The 17,045-nt window shown below is 31.1% G+C and carries 13 protein-coding genes; 7 read left to right on the top strand and 6 right to left on the bottom strand.

The features are described 5' to 3' along the window. Nucleotides 1–214: 214 nt before the first annotated feature. On the bottom strand, nucleotides 215–1,054 hold the full coding sequence (locus F0000_RS21990; protein WP_149626879.1) for a universal stress protein: 840 nt from the start codon (nucleotides 1,052–1,054) through the stop codon (nucleotides 215–217). Between the two features lie 121 nt (nucleotides 1,055–1,175). On the opposite strand from F0000_RS21990, the gene F0000_RS21995 reads away from it, so the two are divergent. The 3 genes from F0000_RS21995 (at nucleotide 1,176) to F0000_RS22010 (ending at nucleotide 5,511) form a co-directional block, all read left to right on the top strand. Then, on the top strand, nucleotides 1,176–2,354 hold the full coding sequence (locus tag F0000_RS21995; protein WP_149626880.1) for a cation:proton antiporter: 1,179 nt from the start codon (nucleotides 1,176–1,178) through the stop codon (nucleotides 2,352–2,354). A gap of 1,216 nt (nucleotides 2,355–3,570) precedes the next feature. Continuing rightward, nucleotides 3,571–3,984, top strand: coding sequence for a hypothetical protein (locus F0000_RS22000; RefSeq protein WP_149626881.1), 414 nt, complete (start codon nucleotides 3,571–3,573; stop codon nucleotides 3,982–3,984). A gap of 933 nt (nucleotides 3,985–4,917) precedes the next feature. Then, on the top strand, nucleotides 4,918–5,511 hold the full coding sequence (locus F0000_RS22010; protein WP_149626882.1) for an RNA polymerase sigma factor: 594 nt from the start codon (nucleotides 4,918–4,920) through the stop codon (nucleotides 5,509–5,511). Nucleotides 5,512–5,635: 124 nt separating this feature from the next. Here the strand turns inward: F0000_RS22010 and F0000_RS22015 are convergent, their stop codons facing one another. The 4 genes from F0000_RS22015 to map form a co-directional block, all read right to left on the bottom strand. Beyond that, nucleotides 5,636–6,640 carry a hypothetical protein gene (locus tag F0000_RS22015; protein ID WP_149626883.1) on the bottom strand — a complete coding sequence of 335 codons (1,005 nt, stop codon included), beginning with the start codon at nucleotides 6,638–6,640 and terminating at the stop codon, nucleotides 5,636–5,638. 109 nt (nucleotides 6,641–6,749) lie between these two features. Beyond that, a complete protein-coding gene (locus tag F0000_RS22020) occupies nucleotides 6,750–10,298 on the bottom strand; it encodes a tetratricopeptide repeat protein (RefSeq protein ID WP_149626884.1) in 3,549 nt (1,182 codons plus the stop codon). A 184-nt stretch (nucleotides 10,299–10,482) separates the two neighbouring features. Further along, a complete protein-coding gene (locus F0000_RS22025) occupies nucleotides 10,483–11,250 on the bottom strand; it encodes a class I SAM-dependent methyltransferase (protein ID WP_149626885.1) in 768 nt (255 codons plus the stop codon). 15 nt (nucleotides 11,251–11,265) lie between these two features. Next, nucleotides 11,266–12,084 (bottom strand): type I methionyl aminopeptidase, encoded by an 819-nt coding sequence (gene map / locus F0000_RS22030; RefSeq protein ID WP_149626886.1) that lies wholly within the window; start codon nucleotides 12,082–12,084, stop codon nucleotides 11,266–11,268. Nucleotides 12,085–12,521: 437 nt separating this feature from the next. On the opposite strand from map, the gene F0000_RS22035 reads away from it, so the two are divergent. The 4 genes from F0000_RS22035 to F0000_RS22045 all read left to right on the top strand — a co-directional run bounded on the left by F0000_RS22035 (nucleotide 12,522) and on the right by F0000_RS22045 (nucleotide 15,067). After that, nucleotides 12,522–12,761 carry a hypothetical protein gene (locus tag F0000_RS22035; protein ID WP_149626887.1) on the top strand — a complete coding sequence of 80 codons (240 nt, stop codon included), beginning with the start codon at nucleotides 12,522–12,524 and terminating at the stop codon, nucleotides 12,759–12,761. 21 nt (nucleotides 12,762–12,782) lie between these two features. Further along, nucleotides 12,783–13,505 carry a hypothetical protein gene (locus F0000_RS22040; RefSeq protein WP_149626888.1) on the top strand — a complete coding sequence of 241 codons (723 nt, stop codon included), beginning with the start codon at nucleotides 12,783–12,785 and terminating at the stop codon, nucleotides 13,503–13,505. Nucleotides 13,506–14,093: 588 nt separating this feature from the next. Then, on the top strand, nucleotides 14,094–14,228 hold the full coding sequence (locus tag F0000_RS28380) for a hypothetical protein (RefSeq protein WP_255452848.1): 135 nt from the start codon (nucleotides 14,094–14,096) through the stop codon (nucleotides 14,226–14,228). Nucleotides 14,229–14,353: 125 nt separating this feature from the next. Further along, nucleotides 14,354–15,067 (top strand): hypothetical protein, encoded by a 714-nt coding sequence (locus tag F0000_RS22045; RefSeq protein ID WP_149626889.1) that lies wholly within the window; start codon nucleotides 14,354–14,356, stop codon nucleotides 15,065–15,067. 456 nt (nucleotides 15,068–15,523) lie between these two features. Here F0000_RS22045 and gpmI read toward each other — a convergent pair whose 3' ends face one another. After that, nucleotides 15,524–17,041: a 2,3-bisphosphoglycerate-independent phosphoglycerate mutase gene (gene gpmI / locus F0000_RS22050; RefSeq protein ID WP_149626890.1), complete on the bottom strand. Its 1,518-nt coding sequence runs from the start codon at nucleotides 17,039–17,041 to the stop codon at nucleotides 15,524–15,526. Between the last annotated feature and the right edge of the window lie 4 nt (nucleotides 17,042–17,045).

Below are 17,045 nucleotides of genomic sequence, written 5' to 3' on the forward strand. Positions count from 1 at the left end.
ATTATATATTAAATTTGGGGATCGGATAGCACTCGATTTAGCGACCAAGCCCCAGGAGGGCTCTGGAAGCTAGCTTCCAGAGCCCTCCTGGGGCTTAACCCTGAGACAGGGTTATAATTACACTTCCAACGTCTGGATAGGCAAATAACTATAACAAAAAAACAAATTAGTAATAACTCAATCCAATATTTTTCATTTTTTTGACAGTAGAGTTTTAATTTAGTTCAGGTAATATTAATAAAGGTAAAGGGCTATTAAATGATATTTTATCTACTACATCTTCATCCAATAATCTTTGAAAAAAATTTTGTTTATGATGCACTAAAGCAATTAAATCACTTTCTGTCTGCTGGGCAAAACTTTTTAAAGCCTTAGTTTGGGATGTTTCAACATCAATTTTACAAAAAATATAATCTAGATCTTTAAAAATAGTTTTTAGAGTTTCTTTATGCATCTTTTGAGGATCACTTAAATATTCTTCCATCATAATTCTGGTGATGTTGATTTTTGCAGAGTTAGATATTACTATATTAATTAACGGTTTTATTTCTTTTGAAAAAAACGTTCTTTTAAAATTTGTAGAAAATGCTATAACTGAAGGGCTTTTTGGTTTATAAGCTTTGGGAACTACAATGATTGGGCAGTTATCAATACCATTAATTATTTTTACAGCGTTACTTCCTAAGAAAATTTCCTTAGCTCCCTTAGCACCTTTTGTGCCCATCACTATATAATCTATTTTTTTTGAAACTACTGCCCAATTAATAGCTTTTATTAGTGTATCCGCTCTAGAGATGATCTCAAAATGATGAAGTTGATTTTGATTCTCTTCGTTTTCTTTGTTGAATAATACTTTTAGATCTTTTTCAGATTCGATTTTCATTTCTCCCAACATAGATTTGTTATATTCTTCACTTAAAAGAGTCGAAGGATTAATTAAATATACATTAAACAAGAAAAAAGTACAGTTATCATTAGCAAATAATATCTTTGCATATTGTAAAGCATTATATGCATTGTCTGAAAAATCTGTTGGAACTAAAATTTGCTTCATTTTCTTAAAAATTTAATCTTCTATTAAATATACTAATTATTAGTTCATTAATATTCACAAATTAAATGCATTTCTAGGTAAATAAACTTAATTAATTCAGTAATTACAATTACATTTAAATATGCTACTAATTTCTAATATAGAACCAATTATTCAGGTCATATCCATTCTTGCAATATTTGTTATTGTACTTAGTATTATCTTAAGAAAATTAAACCAAACTTATATTATTGGTTATATTTTGGTTGGAGTACTTCTTGGAGAGCAAGGGTTAAGTGTTGTTGATGATAAAGAGTCTGTTGAGCTACTAGGAGAATTGGGTGTAATTCTCTTATTATTTTTTATAGGAATGGAAATTAACTTAATTGATTTTCTTAAGCGATGGAAACTGGCAGTGATTGGCACATTATTACAGATTGCTTTAAGTGTATTTTCAGTATTTTTAATAGGGTATTTTTTTAATTGGAGTTTTGCAAGGTCAGTGGTTTTAGGTTTTGTAATTGCTTTAAGTAGCTCGGCAGTTGTAATCAAACTTTTACAAGACAAGAAACTAATTGATACTCGAATAGGAAAAAATGTGTTAAGTATTTTATTGGCTCAGGATATAATTTTTGTACCTCTATTAATAATTATCTCCCAGCTAGGAGGGAAAACCGAATCTACAGAAAATATTGTATTGATGATTATTGGAGCAATAGTGATTGTGGCTACACTAATATATATCTATATCAAGGGAGTAATAGTATTACCATATTCCAAAAAAATATACCGAGATCACGAATTACAAGTTTTTATGGCTATTTTTCTATGTTTTGGTGGTGCTTTAGCAACATCTTTTTTCGGTATATCTCCTGCTTTGGGAGCTTTTGTTGGAGGAATGATTATTAATGCAGCAAAGGCAACAGATTGGATACATGACACGCTACATTCTTTTAGAGTTTTGTTTGTATCCTTATTTTTTATTAGTGTTGGATTACAAATAGATCTTGGTTTTGTGTACAGTAATCTTTGGACCATAATCTCGGTTATTTTTGTAGTGTATATAACCAATCATATATTGAATACTGTAATACTAAAGGTTTTTTCAAATACCTGGAAAGAAGCATTTTTAGGAGGGGCTCTTCTAGCTCAAATAGGAGAGTTAAGCTTTTTGATTAGTTCCACTGCATTAGGTTTAGGTATTATAGAAGACTTCTCCTATAACTTCACTATTAGTCTGATTTCTTTAACTTTAATAATTAGTCCCTTTTGGATCGCCTTGTCAGAAAAACTAATTAATTGGAAAAAGAATAATGAATAGGAAAAAATTATCTCTATTTAAGAATAACAATAGTTCAATTTAGATTTAGCAATTCTAGTATGGAAAACTATCATTCATAACTTTTACAGGTGTATTGTAATTTATTTAATATTCTTTACAATACTGTGTATTATAATTTACATCTTTTTCCACGCGATTAAATTCAAGATATTCGTTTTCAAAACGTGAATACTTAACATTCTTAATAAGTTCTTATTTTTAAGGCCTACATTAGAAAGATTAACAACATTATTGTCTATACATCTTTGAAGAGAGTTTTTTTGCAATTTCTTTTAAGACATTATCATTGATGTTTTAAAAATTAACCGATATCTTTTTTGATAACGTGATTTTAGTTTGTGCCTAGATATCTTTTCAAAAAATATTATATTTGATTAAAAATAAATTAATTTTAGAGGTAACCTTAATTCTGTTCCCTATTTTTAATATGGTTGCACTATAAAAATTGGCAATGTTATATCTTCCTAACTGAGTATAGATTTATTTTGTAGTGCTATGTTGATATTTATTTCTTGGTAAAAAGAACAGATTCAGTGCTATTTCAAACTGAATTTTGATGTTTTTATTGTTCTTTATTTGTTCTTTTGAAATGTAAAATACTGATTATTAGAATTAATAATTTTCTCTTGTAGTAAATTCAAATAACAGGATGGGATTAGACAATAAATGACGAAAACATCCCTTTTCTGATCATACTAAAAAAAAATAAAATAATTATTACAGCAGTTCTTATACGATTTATAACTAAAAATTTCGCATATTCATCGTTTCTTTTTCCTTTCTACTTCGTTTAAAAAATAAACCGTAGCTATAGCTATGCTTGATTTTTTTGACTTGCATAAAGAAAAAATAATTCAATGAATTTATACGAATTTTTTAATCACAAATCGTATTAGATGAACTCACTGTAAAGTGGATCAGATTATTTTTTAATTGATGCTGGAAAGAAAATTCATAAATAGCAGTATGATCAATGCTTTTTATTTTTGAAGTGTGAAACAAAAAGAAATGATTTTAATAAGGAATTTTATTTGAGAGTTGGTATTGGTCATATACCTATAATATTTCAGTGTTTATTATTTAAGATGTTCACATGTATCAAGCATGTTGGAAGCGCGGGGAAAAATACGTATAATCACCTATTTTGTATATGGTTGATTACCCATAACTTAGAGGTATGAAATTGATGTATAATTTGAAAAATAAACCTGATATATCTGTTCGATTCTCCAAATTGGTAGAAGAATATGTAGCTAATGGAAGCATAGCTTCGATCCCTAATCCTTCACGATCAGGGTATTTATGTGCGCCTTCTGATTTTTTATCGTCCCTGATTCGATTTTTATCCATGATGCAACTGCTTAAGATCGGTATAGGCAGAGAGATTTCTATTATTAAAAATGACCTGTCCATGGCTGATAAATCTCTGAAAATTACACAAACTGAGAACCGATTGTATATACCGATGGCAAAAGGGATCTCTAATGTAATTGATATCTGTAATAAAGAAGGGGCAAATGCCTATGAATCCGGAGAAATAGAGCTAGCCGAAACTTATGCCTGGTGTATGGCAGGTTGCAGGTTGTTTTTGGATTATATGCGGCAATAGGTATAGTTTCATATGCTCTTTATAAAGAGATGAACCATGATTTGTTAGAATATTAGATATGTAAGTTTGCTAAAAAAGTAATCATTTCAAGCGTTTTACCCAATCAATAAAAGGTTGTATTAAGTAGGTGTGCAAAAGTTTTGTAATTTTATCCTTGTAGTATCTGTAGTCAAGATATTGATTTTCCTTTGATAAAAAACTAAAATTTGGAGAAACAGCCGATCAAAGCAAAAAAAAAGAATTGACCTATTGGATGTGTATCCTGGTTTTGCAATTTTTGGGATTTTTGTTGTCAATATCGAGATCATGAATTCAACGTTTCTTAATCAGGATGAATTTGCAAAGCAATGGATATCAGGTATCGATCAAGTTTCTAAGAGGATATTACATTTGTTTTTTTATACCAAGTTTTTTCCGATTTTTTCATTTTTATTTGGACTAGGAATTTCAATACAAGCTTTATGCTAATGGGTTTCCATAAGAATGTAATCTATAGAAATATTGATTCTCACGCAAGAAAGTATTTCTGATATAATAAAGTCTAATTCCTTAATATCTTACTCGTAAGAAATGGATGATTTTTTTTATTAATTAAATTAGATATCCAGTAAATGTCCCATATATTTTCGCTCAAGTATCGTGTTTAAGCATTTTTCATAATAAGATTAAATACGGTTTATAGATAAGTCCATCTTTACTAAGTGGTATGTTGTCTGTACTCATTAAAGTTGTTAATTCCCTTATTTTAACTTTTAGTGCTCTGCAATTATATTTAATTTTGTTCAGAGTAAATAATATGATCAAGGTTGCAACATTCTTATGTTTTATAACGTTATTCTTGGTAATAGAGTGTTTTTCTTGTAACAATGGAATAAAAATTGATACTGATATTATGCAGGGAGAAAATGTCTAACTAAATCTTAAATCATTAATATGGGGCGCAATGATGAGATCAGAATATTTAATGGCATTATCAACGGAGATGATGAAGTTTTAAAAAGTTTTTATAAAAAAAATTTTAAAAGGATTCGCAATTTTGTTGTTATGAATTCAGGAACTGAAGTGGACTCAGAAGATGTATTTCAGGATGCATTGATTGTTTTGTATCAAAAACTAAAATCTGATCCCTCCAGCATTCATTGTTCTATACATACATTTTTTTATGGTGTTTGTAAGAATATATGGAGAAGTAAATTAAGAAAGAAAAGCAATCTACCCTTTATTGGGGATAGTGATAATCTGATATTAGATGTCAATGCCAATATTATTGAGGACATTGAAAAGCAAGAGAGAGAAAACCTGTTTAGAAAACATTTTTTAAAGCTTAACAACTCGTGTAGACAGATACTTACTTTGTATTTTGAAGGGAAGAGTGTTCGGGAGATAGCAATGATAACAAAGTATTCTGAAGGTAATGTTAGAAAGAAAAAATTTGAAAGCAAAAAACTATTAATGTCCATGATAGAAAATGATCCGTTATATCGAGAGTTTGTATTTCAAAATAAGGAAACAAAAAAGGTATCCTGAAAAATGTTTAATTTACACTCTCCTCTATATTAAAATATCTTGTTTTATTTACCGAGGATTATAAAAATAAAGGGACTATTTATATATGGATCAGCCCCTTTATTATTTATAAGTATGTTTTTATTTAAAATATGATATCGCATCTTAGATAATTATTATCATCACAGATACACTCATGTGTAGAAGAAAGGTTGTTAATAGTAAATGAACAATTAGCGTTTATACAAAAATCAAAAAGATATGCCTCTCTGCCATCATCATTTTGCCATCCACTATCTTCAGCTACATTTTGTGTAATAGGAATTCCTTCAAAATATTGAGTGTAACTGCCATTAAGTTTTAATCTTAATTGTTTAGTTTTGTTTCTAAACCAGATTCTAGCAGATCTTTTCTGATGTTTTGTTCTTGCTCCAGCTCCTGAATAAAGTGGCCCGATATTGGTAGTCCACTGTTCTCCTTTAAGACGTTTTCTCTTTTTCTTCCAATATCTTTTATTACAGGTTCTGTCTGCTTTTGCAAAATCTTCGTCTTCGGTATTGCCTAATTCAGAATCATAGTATTGATGGCTCACAGGAAAACTTTCTATTTCGTTAGTATTTATTAATTTTTGAGCTTTTGCATTATCAATGTTTACTATTTTGTCAAGACTACTCTCTTTAATTTTATACAAAGTATTGTATCTGATCTTGTATGCATAATCATCTATTAGAACGAGTCCATGTTGGTTTGCAATCGTAGCCAGTACAAGATCATCTATATTCATTCGTATTTCTAGCTCTCCATCAGATTCTGTGATTATCAAAAGATCTTCAAAACCTTCATTTGATTCGTTGACAGCGATGTTTTCTAAATCTTTGTCTGATAACTTATCAAAAGCAGCTCGCATTGAGGTGAATCCTGAAAATTGTTTTTCCCATTCGTCTAACGAGTTTTGTTTATTGATTAACTGTCTAAGTGTGTTTTCAAAAGTAGCTTCAGAATCAAATTTTAATACCCCATCTACTAATTCAATTTTTCCTTCGATTAGAGAGGTTTGAGTATTCTCTGGAATTTCTTCTTTATTACAGGAAACAAAAAATCCAATAATAGTTGCAATAGCGACTGCAAAATTCAATCTACTGTTTTTCATTTTGTGTGATTTTATTAAAAATTGTTAATAATTCAAATTTCCAAAATAAAAAACTGAATTTTCCCACCCTTTTCGGGTAGTTTTTATGCATTAACACTTTTCATTATTTTTATTGAGGTTTCAGGATTTTTTTTAATTTGTGCCTGTATAACCATATTAATAATAGTAGTAGAATGCTTGTAATAACAAGAATAAGTTCCCAAAATACTGTAGTATCTGAGCTTAATGAAATTGGAGAAGTATCTCCAATTATATAAAATCCACTCCAATAAAATGGATGTGTTTTATGTGAGTTGGCTGTTGTAAGATACGACAGTTTAGCTTGCTGTAATGCCATAGCTTTGCTCATTCCTTTTTTTAGGTTTTTATAGAAATTTGTCATCAGGTCTGGAGTGGTTTGATCAGATATTTCCCATCTGCTTAATAATAGGCTTTTAGCGCCTGCATACTGAAAAGCATTTCCTAAACTCATGATACCTTCTCCTTTTGCTATTTTACCAGATCCTGTATTGCAAGCACTCAGTACAGCAAGCTCAGCCGGGAGACTAAGGGCAAAAAGCTCATGGCTATATAAGGAATTATCTTCTGTAGTGTCGTTGCTTTTAGTGAATAAAAGTCTGGAATTTTCAGGATGGTCGTTATCTACCTCGCCGTGCAATGCCAAATGAAGAATACTATATTGATTTGCGTTTTTCTTAAAATTTGCTTCTATCGCCTGTGATCCAAAATAATACTGACCATCCATAATATCAGAAATAGCTTTGATCTCTTTGCGGGTTCCCGGTAAATCATCTCCCATGTCTCTAAAAGAAGCCAAACTCATAGTTTCAGTATCCAGAGCGAGAGTGCTGTCAGAAAAAGAAAAAGCAAGGCATTCTTGTCGTTTTTTGGATGCTTGATCGCTTTTTGAAACCGTAAATAAGAGATTGGCAGCATTGGCATAACTTACTGCATATTTTTTAAGTAAATACGAAAGTTCTTTTGGGTGGTTAGAAGAATCATTTTGAGTAAGTAATAATTCAAAGTTTAGATGCCATAAGACCCCGTCAGGAATAATAATAAGTTGATCTCCTACAATTTGATCTCTAAGAGGATGTATGAGCTGATTGTATAATTGATGAGCCACTTCTTTAAACCTGGGAGTATCTTTTGCAGTGATGGTTTCTTTTAAATATTCAATGCTTTTAGCCATTCCAGTGGTGGATAGCGTTTTTATATCGATGGTATTTTTTGAAATCGTAAAGGCATAAGAAATACTATCAGATACAAAAAACTCTAATAAAGTAGTTTTTTGATCTAGTTTTTTCTGGATATCAGCAATAGAAATGATTTGATTTTGATGCTTTAATTGATAGTATTTTGGATATTCTTTTTCTATAGCTATTAATAGGGAATCTCGTTTTCTACCCAAATAGAATAATTTATCGTTATAAGTATCGATTTTTGTAGTATCTGGGATTTTGTTAGCTCTTTCTTTTACAATTTCTGAAGTATAAAAAGAATGATCACCTTTTAATTGCTCTTCCAGATCCAGGACACCTTTAGGTAATCCGGCAAAGTTCATAGCATTAGATGTGGTAAGTAATTCTCGTAGTGTATTAGATTTACTTTTTTCTGCATAGTAAAAAGCTTTTTCTAGATGCTGTTGATTTTTATCGATTTGATAAAGCAAAAACTGGGATTTTATTGCACCGGTATATATTTCTAAGGTTTGTTGGGCAAATGTTATTTTGTCTTGGCGATTGTATAGTGAGGATCTAATTTCTTCAATCAAAATATCGGCTTTTTCATAGATTTTTATACTCGAAATCAGACTTTTGATATTATTACTTTCTTTAAAAATATATAGTAATGTCTTACCTTTTCTTTGGAGTGTTTGTATCAGAACGTTACCATCCATATAGGTGTTAAAATCTAAATTATTAGAATCAGAAATACGAATATCTGGCTTTGTATTTGCAATGACAGCTTTATTATAATAACTTAGAGCTTTTGAATACTTTTTCATTTGAAAATGTATATCTCCAATAAGGTTATATGATATAGAAGTTCTAGGATGATGATTACCGTCCGTTAAAAGTCGGACTTTTAGGCTTTTTTCGCAATAACTCAAAGCTATATTAAATTTTTTAGTTGCACTATATACTTTGCTAATGGCATTATTGATATCGCTAACGTAATAATTTATTTTACCATACAAACGTTCCTGAATATCTAATGCTTTTTTATAGTATTGCAGGGCATTGGAATATTCTTTTTTAATTAGGTATACACCAGCAATATCATGATAGGTTATTGATGTATGTGAGTGATTTTTTCCTTTTACTTTAATTCTTATTTTTAGAGCCTTGAAATAATATTCTAAAGCTTTGTTAAGATCATTTTTGGATTTATAAGTATTTGCTATATTATTATATGTTTGAGCTACTGCACTGTGATTTTCCTTAAGTGAACTTAAATAGTTTATAATAGCATTTTTGTAATGATGTAATGCCTTGTCGTATTCTGCTTTAAAGTGGTAGGTCGCACCCAGATTGTTTAGTGTTGAACCAATATAAGGGTGGTTTTTTTGGTAAATTTCAGATTTAATATTAAATGTTTTTTGATGATATTCTAAAGCTTTGTTATACAGACCTTTTTTGAAATTTAGAATGCCAAGTTCATTATAAACATCAACAAATTTGCTATGATTACTTTTAAGTTTTTTAGAAACAATTTTGAAGGCTATATTTTGATAGTCATTGGATTTATTGTGCTCTCCTTTTCTTCTATATGCTACACCCATATTAACATAACAGAACAATGTATTTATATGATTTGCTCGAAAGATATTATTTAATATCGATAGTGCTTTTTTCTGATACTTAATTGAATTGTCAAAGTCATCGAAACGGATAAATAACTTACCAATATAATTGTAGCAAAAGGCTACTTCTGCGCTTTGATTACCATGGACTTTTGATATTATCGTTAAAGCATTTTGGTAATAAACTAAAGCTGTTTTATAATTTCCTATGCGCAATTTTGTGTGTCCAATACTTAAAAAAGATATTGCAACTTTGTTACTTGTTTTTCCAAACGTATTAATTCTGATTTTCAGTGCTTTGTCGTAGAATTCGAGAGCTTTTTCATATTTTGCCATAATACGATGGATCGTCCCTATATTATGATAGCAGTCTGCTACCCGATAATCATTGTCTGCAAAATTGCTGAGTTGTATTTCTAATGCCTTTTGGTAATACTCCATAGCATCCTCAAACTTGTCTTGTTCTTTTAAAATATGACCCATACTATTATAAGATAAAGCAACTTCTGTGTGTGTTGAGTCAAAAATTTTTAATCGTATTTCCTTTGCCTTTTCTGCGTTTACTAATGCATCATTCAGATCATAATTTTTTCTATGAGCTTCAGCAATTTTATCATAGCAGTCTGCCAGCCGTTTTTGAATGTTTTCTTTTTTATAGAAGGGGAGTGCTTTCCTAAAATATACAATAGCACTGTCTAATTTCCAAGTGGATAATAATACATCCGCTTTAGAAAAATAATGAGACGCAGCAATCGTATCATTTGTAGCTTGTGCTTGGGGTACACTACAAATTACGAAACCAAAAAATATAGTTATGAATTTTTTTGAAAATAAGGATTTACAATGTTTCATAAGGGTAATTATCTTAATAAACTTAGAGTAACCTACGGCGCATCGGTTTGAGTGAAATTCTGATAAAAATTTTATATCGGCCCCCTTTGATAAGCTCAGATTAATAGTTAATTACAAAGATTATAAAATTGTTACCTAAGACAATCCGGGAAACGTGTTTTTTTAAGAAATTACCTTTAAAATATCAAGGTTTATAACAAACGGGAAGTATTTCTCCCGGAGCGAGACAATATTTAATAACATCTTCTCTACAAAGGATAGCTGTATAGTCTACTTCATCTACTTTAAAACCTATGGATCGTAGTTTTTCGAAATAATCGCTGCCATATATTCTCATATGATCATACTGCCCGAATATTTCTGCACGTTTTTTTGGATCTGTAATACTATCATCTTCATAAGTAATTTCTCTATTTAGATCCTGCGGAATCTGCAAAATTGCCATTCCACCAGGTTTGAGCACTCTGTATATTTCCTGCATCGCTTTTGTATCATCTGGAATATGCTCCAAAACATGATTACAAAAGATAATGTCATATTCGTTGGTAGTAAAAGGTAGTTTGCAAATATCAGCTTTGACATCTGCCAGAGGAGAATTGAGGTCTGTAGTCGTGTAGTCCAGATGTTTTAGTTTTCTAAATCGTTTATAAAAAGCTTGCTCTGGCGCAAAATGAAGAACCTTAGCTTTATTAGTAAAGAAGTCAGTTTCGCTCTGTAGGTATAACCAAAGTAATCTATGACGTTCTAGAGAAAGGGTAGAAGGGGAGAGTACATTATTTCGCTGTGTACCATATCCATAGGGTAAAAATTTAGAAAAACTTTTTCCATCAATAGGATCTGTATATTTTTTACCTTTTAATAAAAAGGCTATGACAGGTCTGATCAAATAACTCAATCTAATAAGGAGCGGTCTGGGTATTGTGTTGAGTATGAATTTAAAGAGTTTTTTCATAGAGCCAGGAAAAAATTATACCGCCAATAATTCTTGTCTGAACGCATCCTCTTCATTAGATTCGATACCAAGCGCCTGATGTATATATTTAAAAGTGGAAAGTATTTCTGGTTTGCCATCTATAATAGCAATATCATGCTCAAAATGAGCACTCGGTTTCCCATCTGCAGTAAGGATAGTCCAGCCATCTTTTAATTGTTTTATGCGATGCGTACCCATATTCGTCATAGGCTCAATAGCAACAACCATTCCTTCTACAAATTTTTTACCTCTACCGCGACGACCATAATTAGGCATCTCAGGATCTTCGTGCATTTTTCTGCCTAGCCCATGACCAACAAGTTCTCTTACCACTCCATAGCCCGCTTCTTCAGTGAATTTTTGTATGGCATACCCAACATCTCCTACGCGATTTCCTACTTTTAGTTCGGCTATACCTATATAAAGTGAATCTTTTGTGATTTTTAGTAATTGCGCTACTTCGGGAGAAATTTCACCAACTGCAAAGGTATAAGCGTGGTCTCCATAAAATTCATTCTTTAAAGCACCACAATCAATAGAGATAATATCTCCCTCTTCTAATGGGCTATTATTAGGAATACCGTGGACTACCTGAGCATTAGGACTCATGCATAAGGTGTTAGGGAAATCATAAAGTCCCAGAAAACCGGGAACAGCTCCGTGATCCCTGATAAACTCTTCTGCAAGGGTGTCTAACTGTAGGGTTGTAACACCTGGTTTTACCTCTGAAGCTAGCATGCCTAATGTTTTTGATACAATTAGAGCACTCTCTCTCATCAATTCTATTTCCTCACGTGTTTTAGTAATAATCATAATAGCCTAATTAGGGTTGGTAAATTTACAAAGAATATTAAGATTCAATACATGGAACCAATTTTAATCTATGCGTACCATAATAAAAAAACTCATTTAAGAATTTTAGAGTAAAAAAGAAACTGTAGCTATGACTACGTCTTAATATTATTTTTGTCTACACAAAAAACAACGGCTTGTTATCTACAGTTTCGCAAGCTTTTATTGCTTTTGTATTGATCGGTGCAACGGCTATGCAGCCAGCGAGGAGTTACGTCTATAAATTTACCGAAGTACTGGTTTACTGGTATTTTTAGTCGGTCAAAAGAGTCCCATAAAATGTATTTTTTATTTACAAAACTAAAATACGGAATTCTCAGGCTACTTTCAAAATACAAACTTTCGGATGCCGGTGTAAATAAAAAGGTAACTCTTGAAAAAAAATATTGATTTACAGATTGGCACAAAAGAAAAATATAAAATCAGCAGGAATATCCATTGATGAGAGAACATTGATGCTTGTCAAAATATTCGGAACCCAGCAGGAGTATAAAAAATGGAAGAAAAACACAAAAACACACAGAAAGATATTGACAGGAAGTATTGGTACTAAGAGCTCTGGTAAAAATAGAAACCTGAAAAGTAAACGTAGGGTATTCAATGTTTTAATTGTTATAATTATATATAAACCAATATAAAAATATTACAAAATGAAAAAAATGAAATTAAACCTAGGAATTTTTGTGCTTTTGATGATGATGTTCTTTTCTTGTCAAAAAGAAGAACTATCAGATTCTGATATCCAAATTGATACTGTTACCAGTATTGAGGATCAAAATGAAGTAAATTTTACAAATCTCATTTATAAAGGAATTACTTACTCAAAAAGTGAGGTAGAGGCTAATAAAGCACTAAGTGATTTGGTAGCAAACTCAGAATTCACATTTATAAATGAAATTGAGTTGGATAACTCTGAAATTAAAACAGATTTATATGTTTATGACAGTGAAAAAGAGCATCTAGCAAATGATGCGATATTGACAGAGCAATTCGAGAAAGAATTCAAAGCATATGAAAAAGCTCAACAACTTTCAAAAGAATCGAAGGTAAGAAGAACAGGTAGACTCGCCATTGAACTTTATAATAGAACAAATCAAAGAGGTAAAATATACAGACGTGTTAAGCATGGCCTACCTACTAATTTTAGAGGTTTCCCGGAAAATTTTGTTGGAAGGAATTCAAATGATAGAGCAGATTCTTATTCTTTTAGAGTATCAGGTTTTCCAGGGCGTACGGGAAGTATTGGATTTTTTGAAGATGCTGTTCGACGAGGGAGAAGATTAGCCACTGGATTTGCTCGAAACAATCAATTAATTAAGTATAATTTTGCAAATTATGCAAGAAATAGAGTAAGTTCTTTTGGGGTAGTAGTTCTTAATTAGATAATAGAAATCCGATAGTAGGCTATTATTGTTTTTTAAATATTATTTTCAAAATCTCATAATTAATTGGTAAAACATTAGTTATGAGATTTTTTTATTTCCCCTGCTATGTGCGAAATTATTTGTTAGAATCTGCTCTTTTGTCTACACAAAAAACAACGGCTTGTTATCTACAGTTTCGCAAGCTTTTATACGATTTATAACTAAAAATTTCGCATATTCATCGTTTCTTTTTCCTTTCTACTTCGTTTAAAAAATAAACCGTAGCTATAGCTATGCTTGATTTTTTTGCCTTGCATAAAGAAAAAATAATTCAATGAATTTATACGAATTTTTTAATCACAAATCGTATTATTGCTTTTGTATTGATCGGTGCAACGGCTATGCAGCCAGCGAGGAGTTACGTCTATAAATTTACCGAAGTACTGGTTTACTGGTATTTTTAGTCGGTCAAAAGAGTCCCATAAAATGTATTTTTTATTTACAAAACTAAAATACGGAATTCTCAGGCTACTTTCAAAATAAAAACTTTCGGATGCCGGTGTAAATAAAAAGGTAACTCTTGAAAAAAAAATATTGATTTACAGATTGGCAAAAAAGAAAAATATAAAATCAGCAGGAATATCCATTGGTGAGAGAACATTGATGCTTGTCAAAATATTCGGAACCCAGCAGGAGTATAACAAATGGAAGAAAACACAAAAACACACAGAAAGATATTGACAGGAAGTATTTGTACTAAGAGCTCTGGTAAAAATAAAAACAGGAAAAGTAAACGTAGGGTATTCAATGTTTTAATTGTTATAATTATATATAAACCAATATAAAAATATTACAAAATGAAAAAAATGAAATTAAACCTAGGATTTTTTGTGCTTTTGATGATGATGTTCTTTTCTTGTCAAAAAGAAGAACTATCAGATTCTGATATCCAAATTGATACTGTTACCAGTATTGAGGATCAAAATGAAGTAAATTTTACAAATCTCATTTATAAAGGAATTACTTACTCAAAAAGTGAGGTAGAGGCTAATAAAGCACTAAGTGATTTGGTAGCAAACTCAGAATTCACATTTATAAATAAAATTGAGTTGGATAACTCTGAAATTAAAACAGATTTATATGTTTATGACAGTGAAGAAGAGCATCTAGCAAATGATGCGATATTAACAGAGCAATTCGAGAAAGAATTCAAATCATATGAAAAAGCTCAACAACTTTCAAAAGAATCGAAGGCTCGCCAAGGTAGAATTGCCATTGAACTTTATGATAGAGCCGATCAAAGATATAGAATATACAGACAGGTATTTTATATCAATACTAATAAATCACGCAGTTTTAATATTGGTAATCTAAGAGGTGCCAATAGAAGAGCAAACTCTTATGCCTTGAGATCAACACGTTTGGGAAGGTTTACAACATCTATTACTTTTTATGACGGTTTTAATCGACGAGGCAGAGCATTAGGCTCTGGATCTGCTCGAAACAATCAATTAATTAAGCGTAATTTTGCAAAAAACGCAAAAAATAAAGCAATCTCTTTTGGAGTATTTCTTTTTTAATTAGATAATAGAAATCCGATAGTAGACTACTATTGTTTTTTAAATATTATTTTCAAAATCTCATAATTAATTGGTAAAACATTAGTTATGAGATTTTTTTATTTCCCCTGCTATGTTCGAAATTATTTGTTATACGATTTGTGATTAAAAAATTCGTATAAATTCATTGAATTATTTTTTCTTTATGCAAGGCAAAAAAATCAAGCATAGCTATAGCTACGGTTTATTTTTTAAACGAAGTAGAAAGGAAAAAGAAACGATGAATATGCGAAATTTTTAGTTATAAATCGTATTAGAATCTGCTCTTTTGTCTACACAAAAAACAACGGCTTGTTATCTACTTATTTTAAAATCATCATCGTATAAGAAATGCTATTACATGTTGATCTTAAAGAAAAAGAGTAGTAAAGAAAAATATCTTTACTACTCTTTTTGTAAATTTATATAATCGTGATTTTATTTAATCAAAGAATGCTGTGTCATAGCCTTGGGTTGATCAACTCCAATAAGATCAAGTATCGTAGGAGCGATGTCACCTAAGACACCATCTTTTATTTGTATTTGTTCTTTATCAATTAAGATAACAGGAACAGGGTTGGTGGTGTGTGCTGTGTTTGGTGATCCATCAGGATTAATCATGGTTTCGCAGTTTCCGTGATCCGCTATCAATATGGTTGAATAGCCATTCTCCAATCCGGTTGTAATCACATCTTTTGCACAGATATCTACAGTTTCGCAAGCTTTGATAGCAGCCTGCATATCACCTGTATGACCAACCATATCTCCATTAGCAAAATTTAAACAGATAAAATCAGTTTCTCCTTTTCCTAATTCAGATACTAGTGCATCGCGTAGTTCGTATGCACTCATTTCTGGTTTTAAATCATACGTAGCTACTTTGGGAGAATTCCTCAGAATCCTGGATTCCCCTTCAAAAGGCTCTTCTTGTCCTCCAGAAAAAAAGAAAGTAACGTGCGGATATTTTTCGGTTTCAGCGATACGAATTTGTTTCTTACCAGCTTTGGATAATACTTCTCCTAAGGTTTCTCTTATATTGTCTTTATCGTAGATTGTTTTTGTATTTTTAAAATTCTCATCATAATTAGTCATAGTAACATAATATAATGGTAATTTTTTGGTATTAAACTCAGGCATATCCTGCTGAGATAACATTTCTGTTAATTCTCTCCCTCGATCCGTTCTGAAATTAAAGAATATAATAACATCATCTTCCTTTATAGTGGCAACAGGAGCATTTTCCTCTTGTATTATGATAGGTTTTATAAACTCATCAGTGATATCATTATCATAATTTGTTTGGATACTCTTTAATACATCTTCACTCTTTTCTCCGATGCCATTTACAAGAAGATCATATGCAAGTTTTACACGTTCCCATCTTTTATCCCGATCCATTGCATAATAACGTCCAACAACCGAGGCTAGTTTCCCTGTAGACGTTGCCATATGATTTTGAATGTTTTCTAGATGACTTTTGCCTGATTTGGGATCTACATCACGACCATCCGTAAAAGCATGTAAAAAAACATTTTCCAGGTTAAAAGAATTAGCAGCATCCAGCAATCCTTTTATGTGATTGATATGAGAGTGAACTCCTCCATCACTTACCAAACCTAAAAGGTGGATATTTTTGTTATTTTCTTTGGCATATGTAAAAGCATCTGTAAGCACTTGTTCATTCTTTAAAGTATCTTTTTCGATAGCCATATTTATTTTTGCAAGATCTTGATATACAATTCTTCCTGCACCCAGATTCATATGACCTACTTCACTATTTCCCATTTGTCCATCGGGCAAGCCTACGTGTAGTCCATCAGTTCGTAAAGAAGCATTGGGGTATGTGTTATAGAGGCTGTCAATAAAAGGAGTCTCTGCGTTGTCTATTGCCGATACTTTTGGATCAGGAGAGGTTCCCCATCCATCCAGAATCATTAAGATTACTTTTTTATTCATTTTT

Origin of the sequence: Aquimarina sp. RZ0 (assembly GCF_008370685.1) — a bacterium.
Classification (GTDB): Bacteria; Bacteroidota; Bacteroidia; order Flavobacteriales; family Flavobacteriaceae; genus Aquimarina.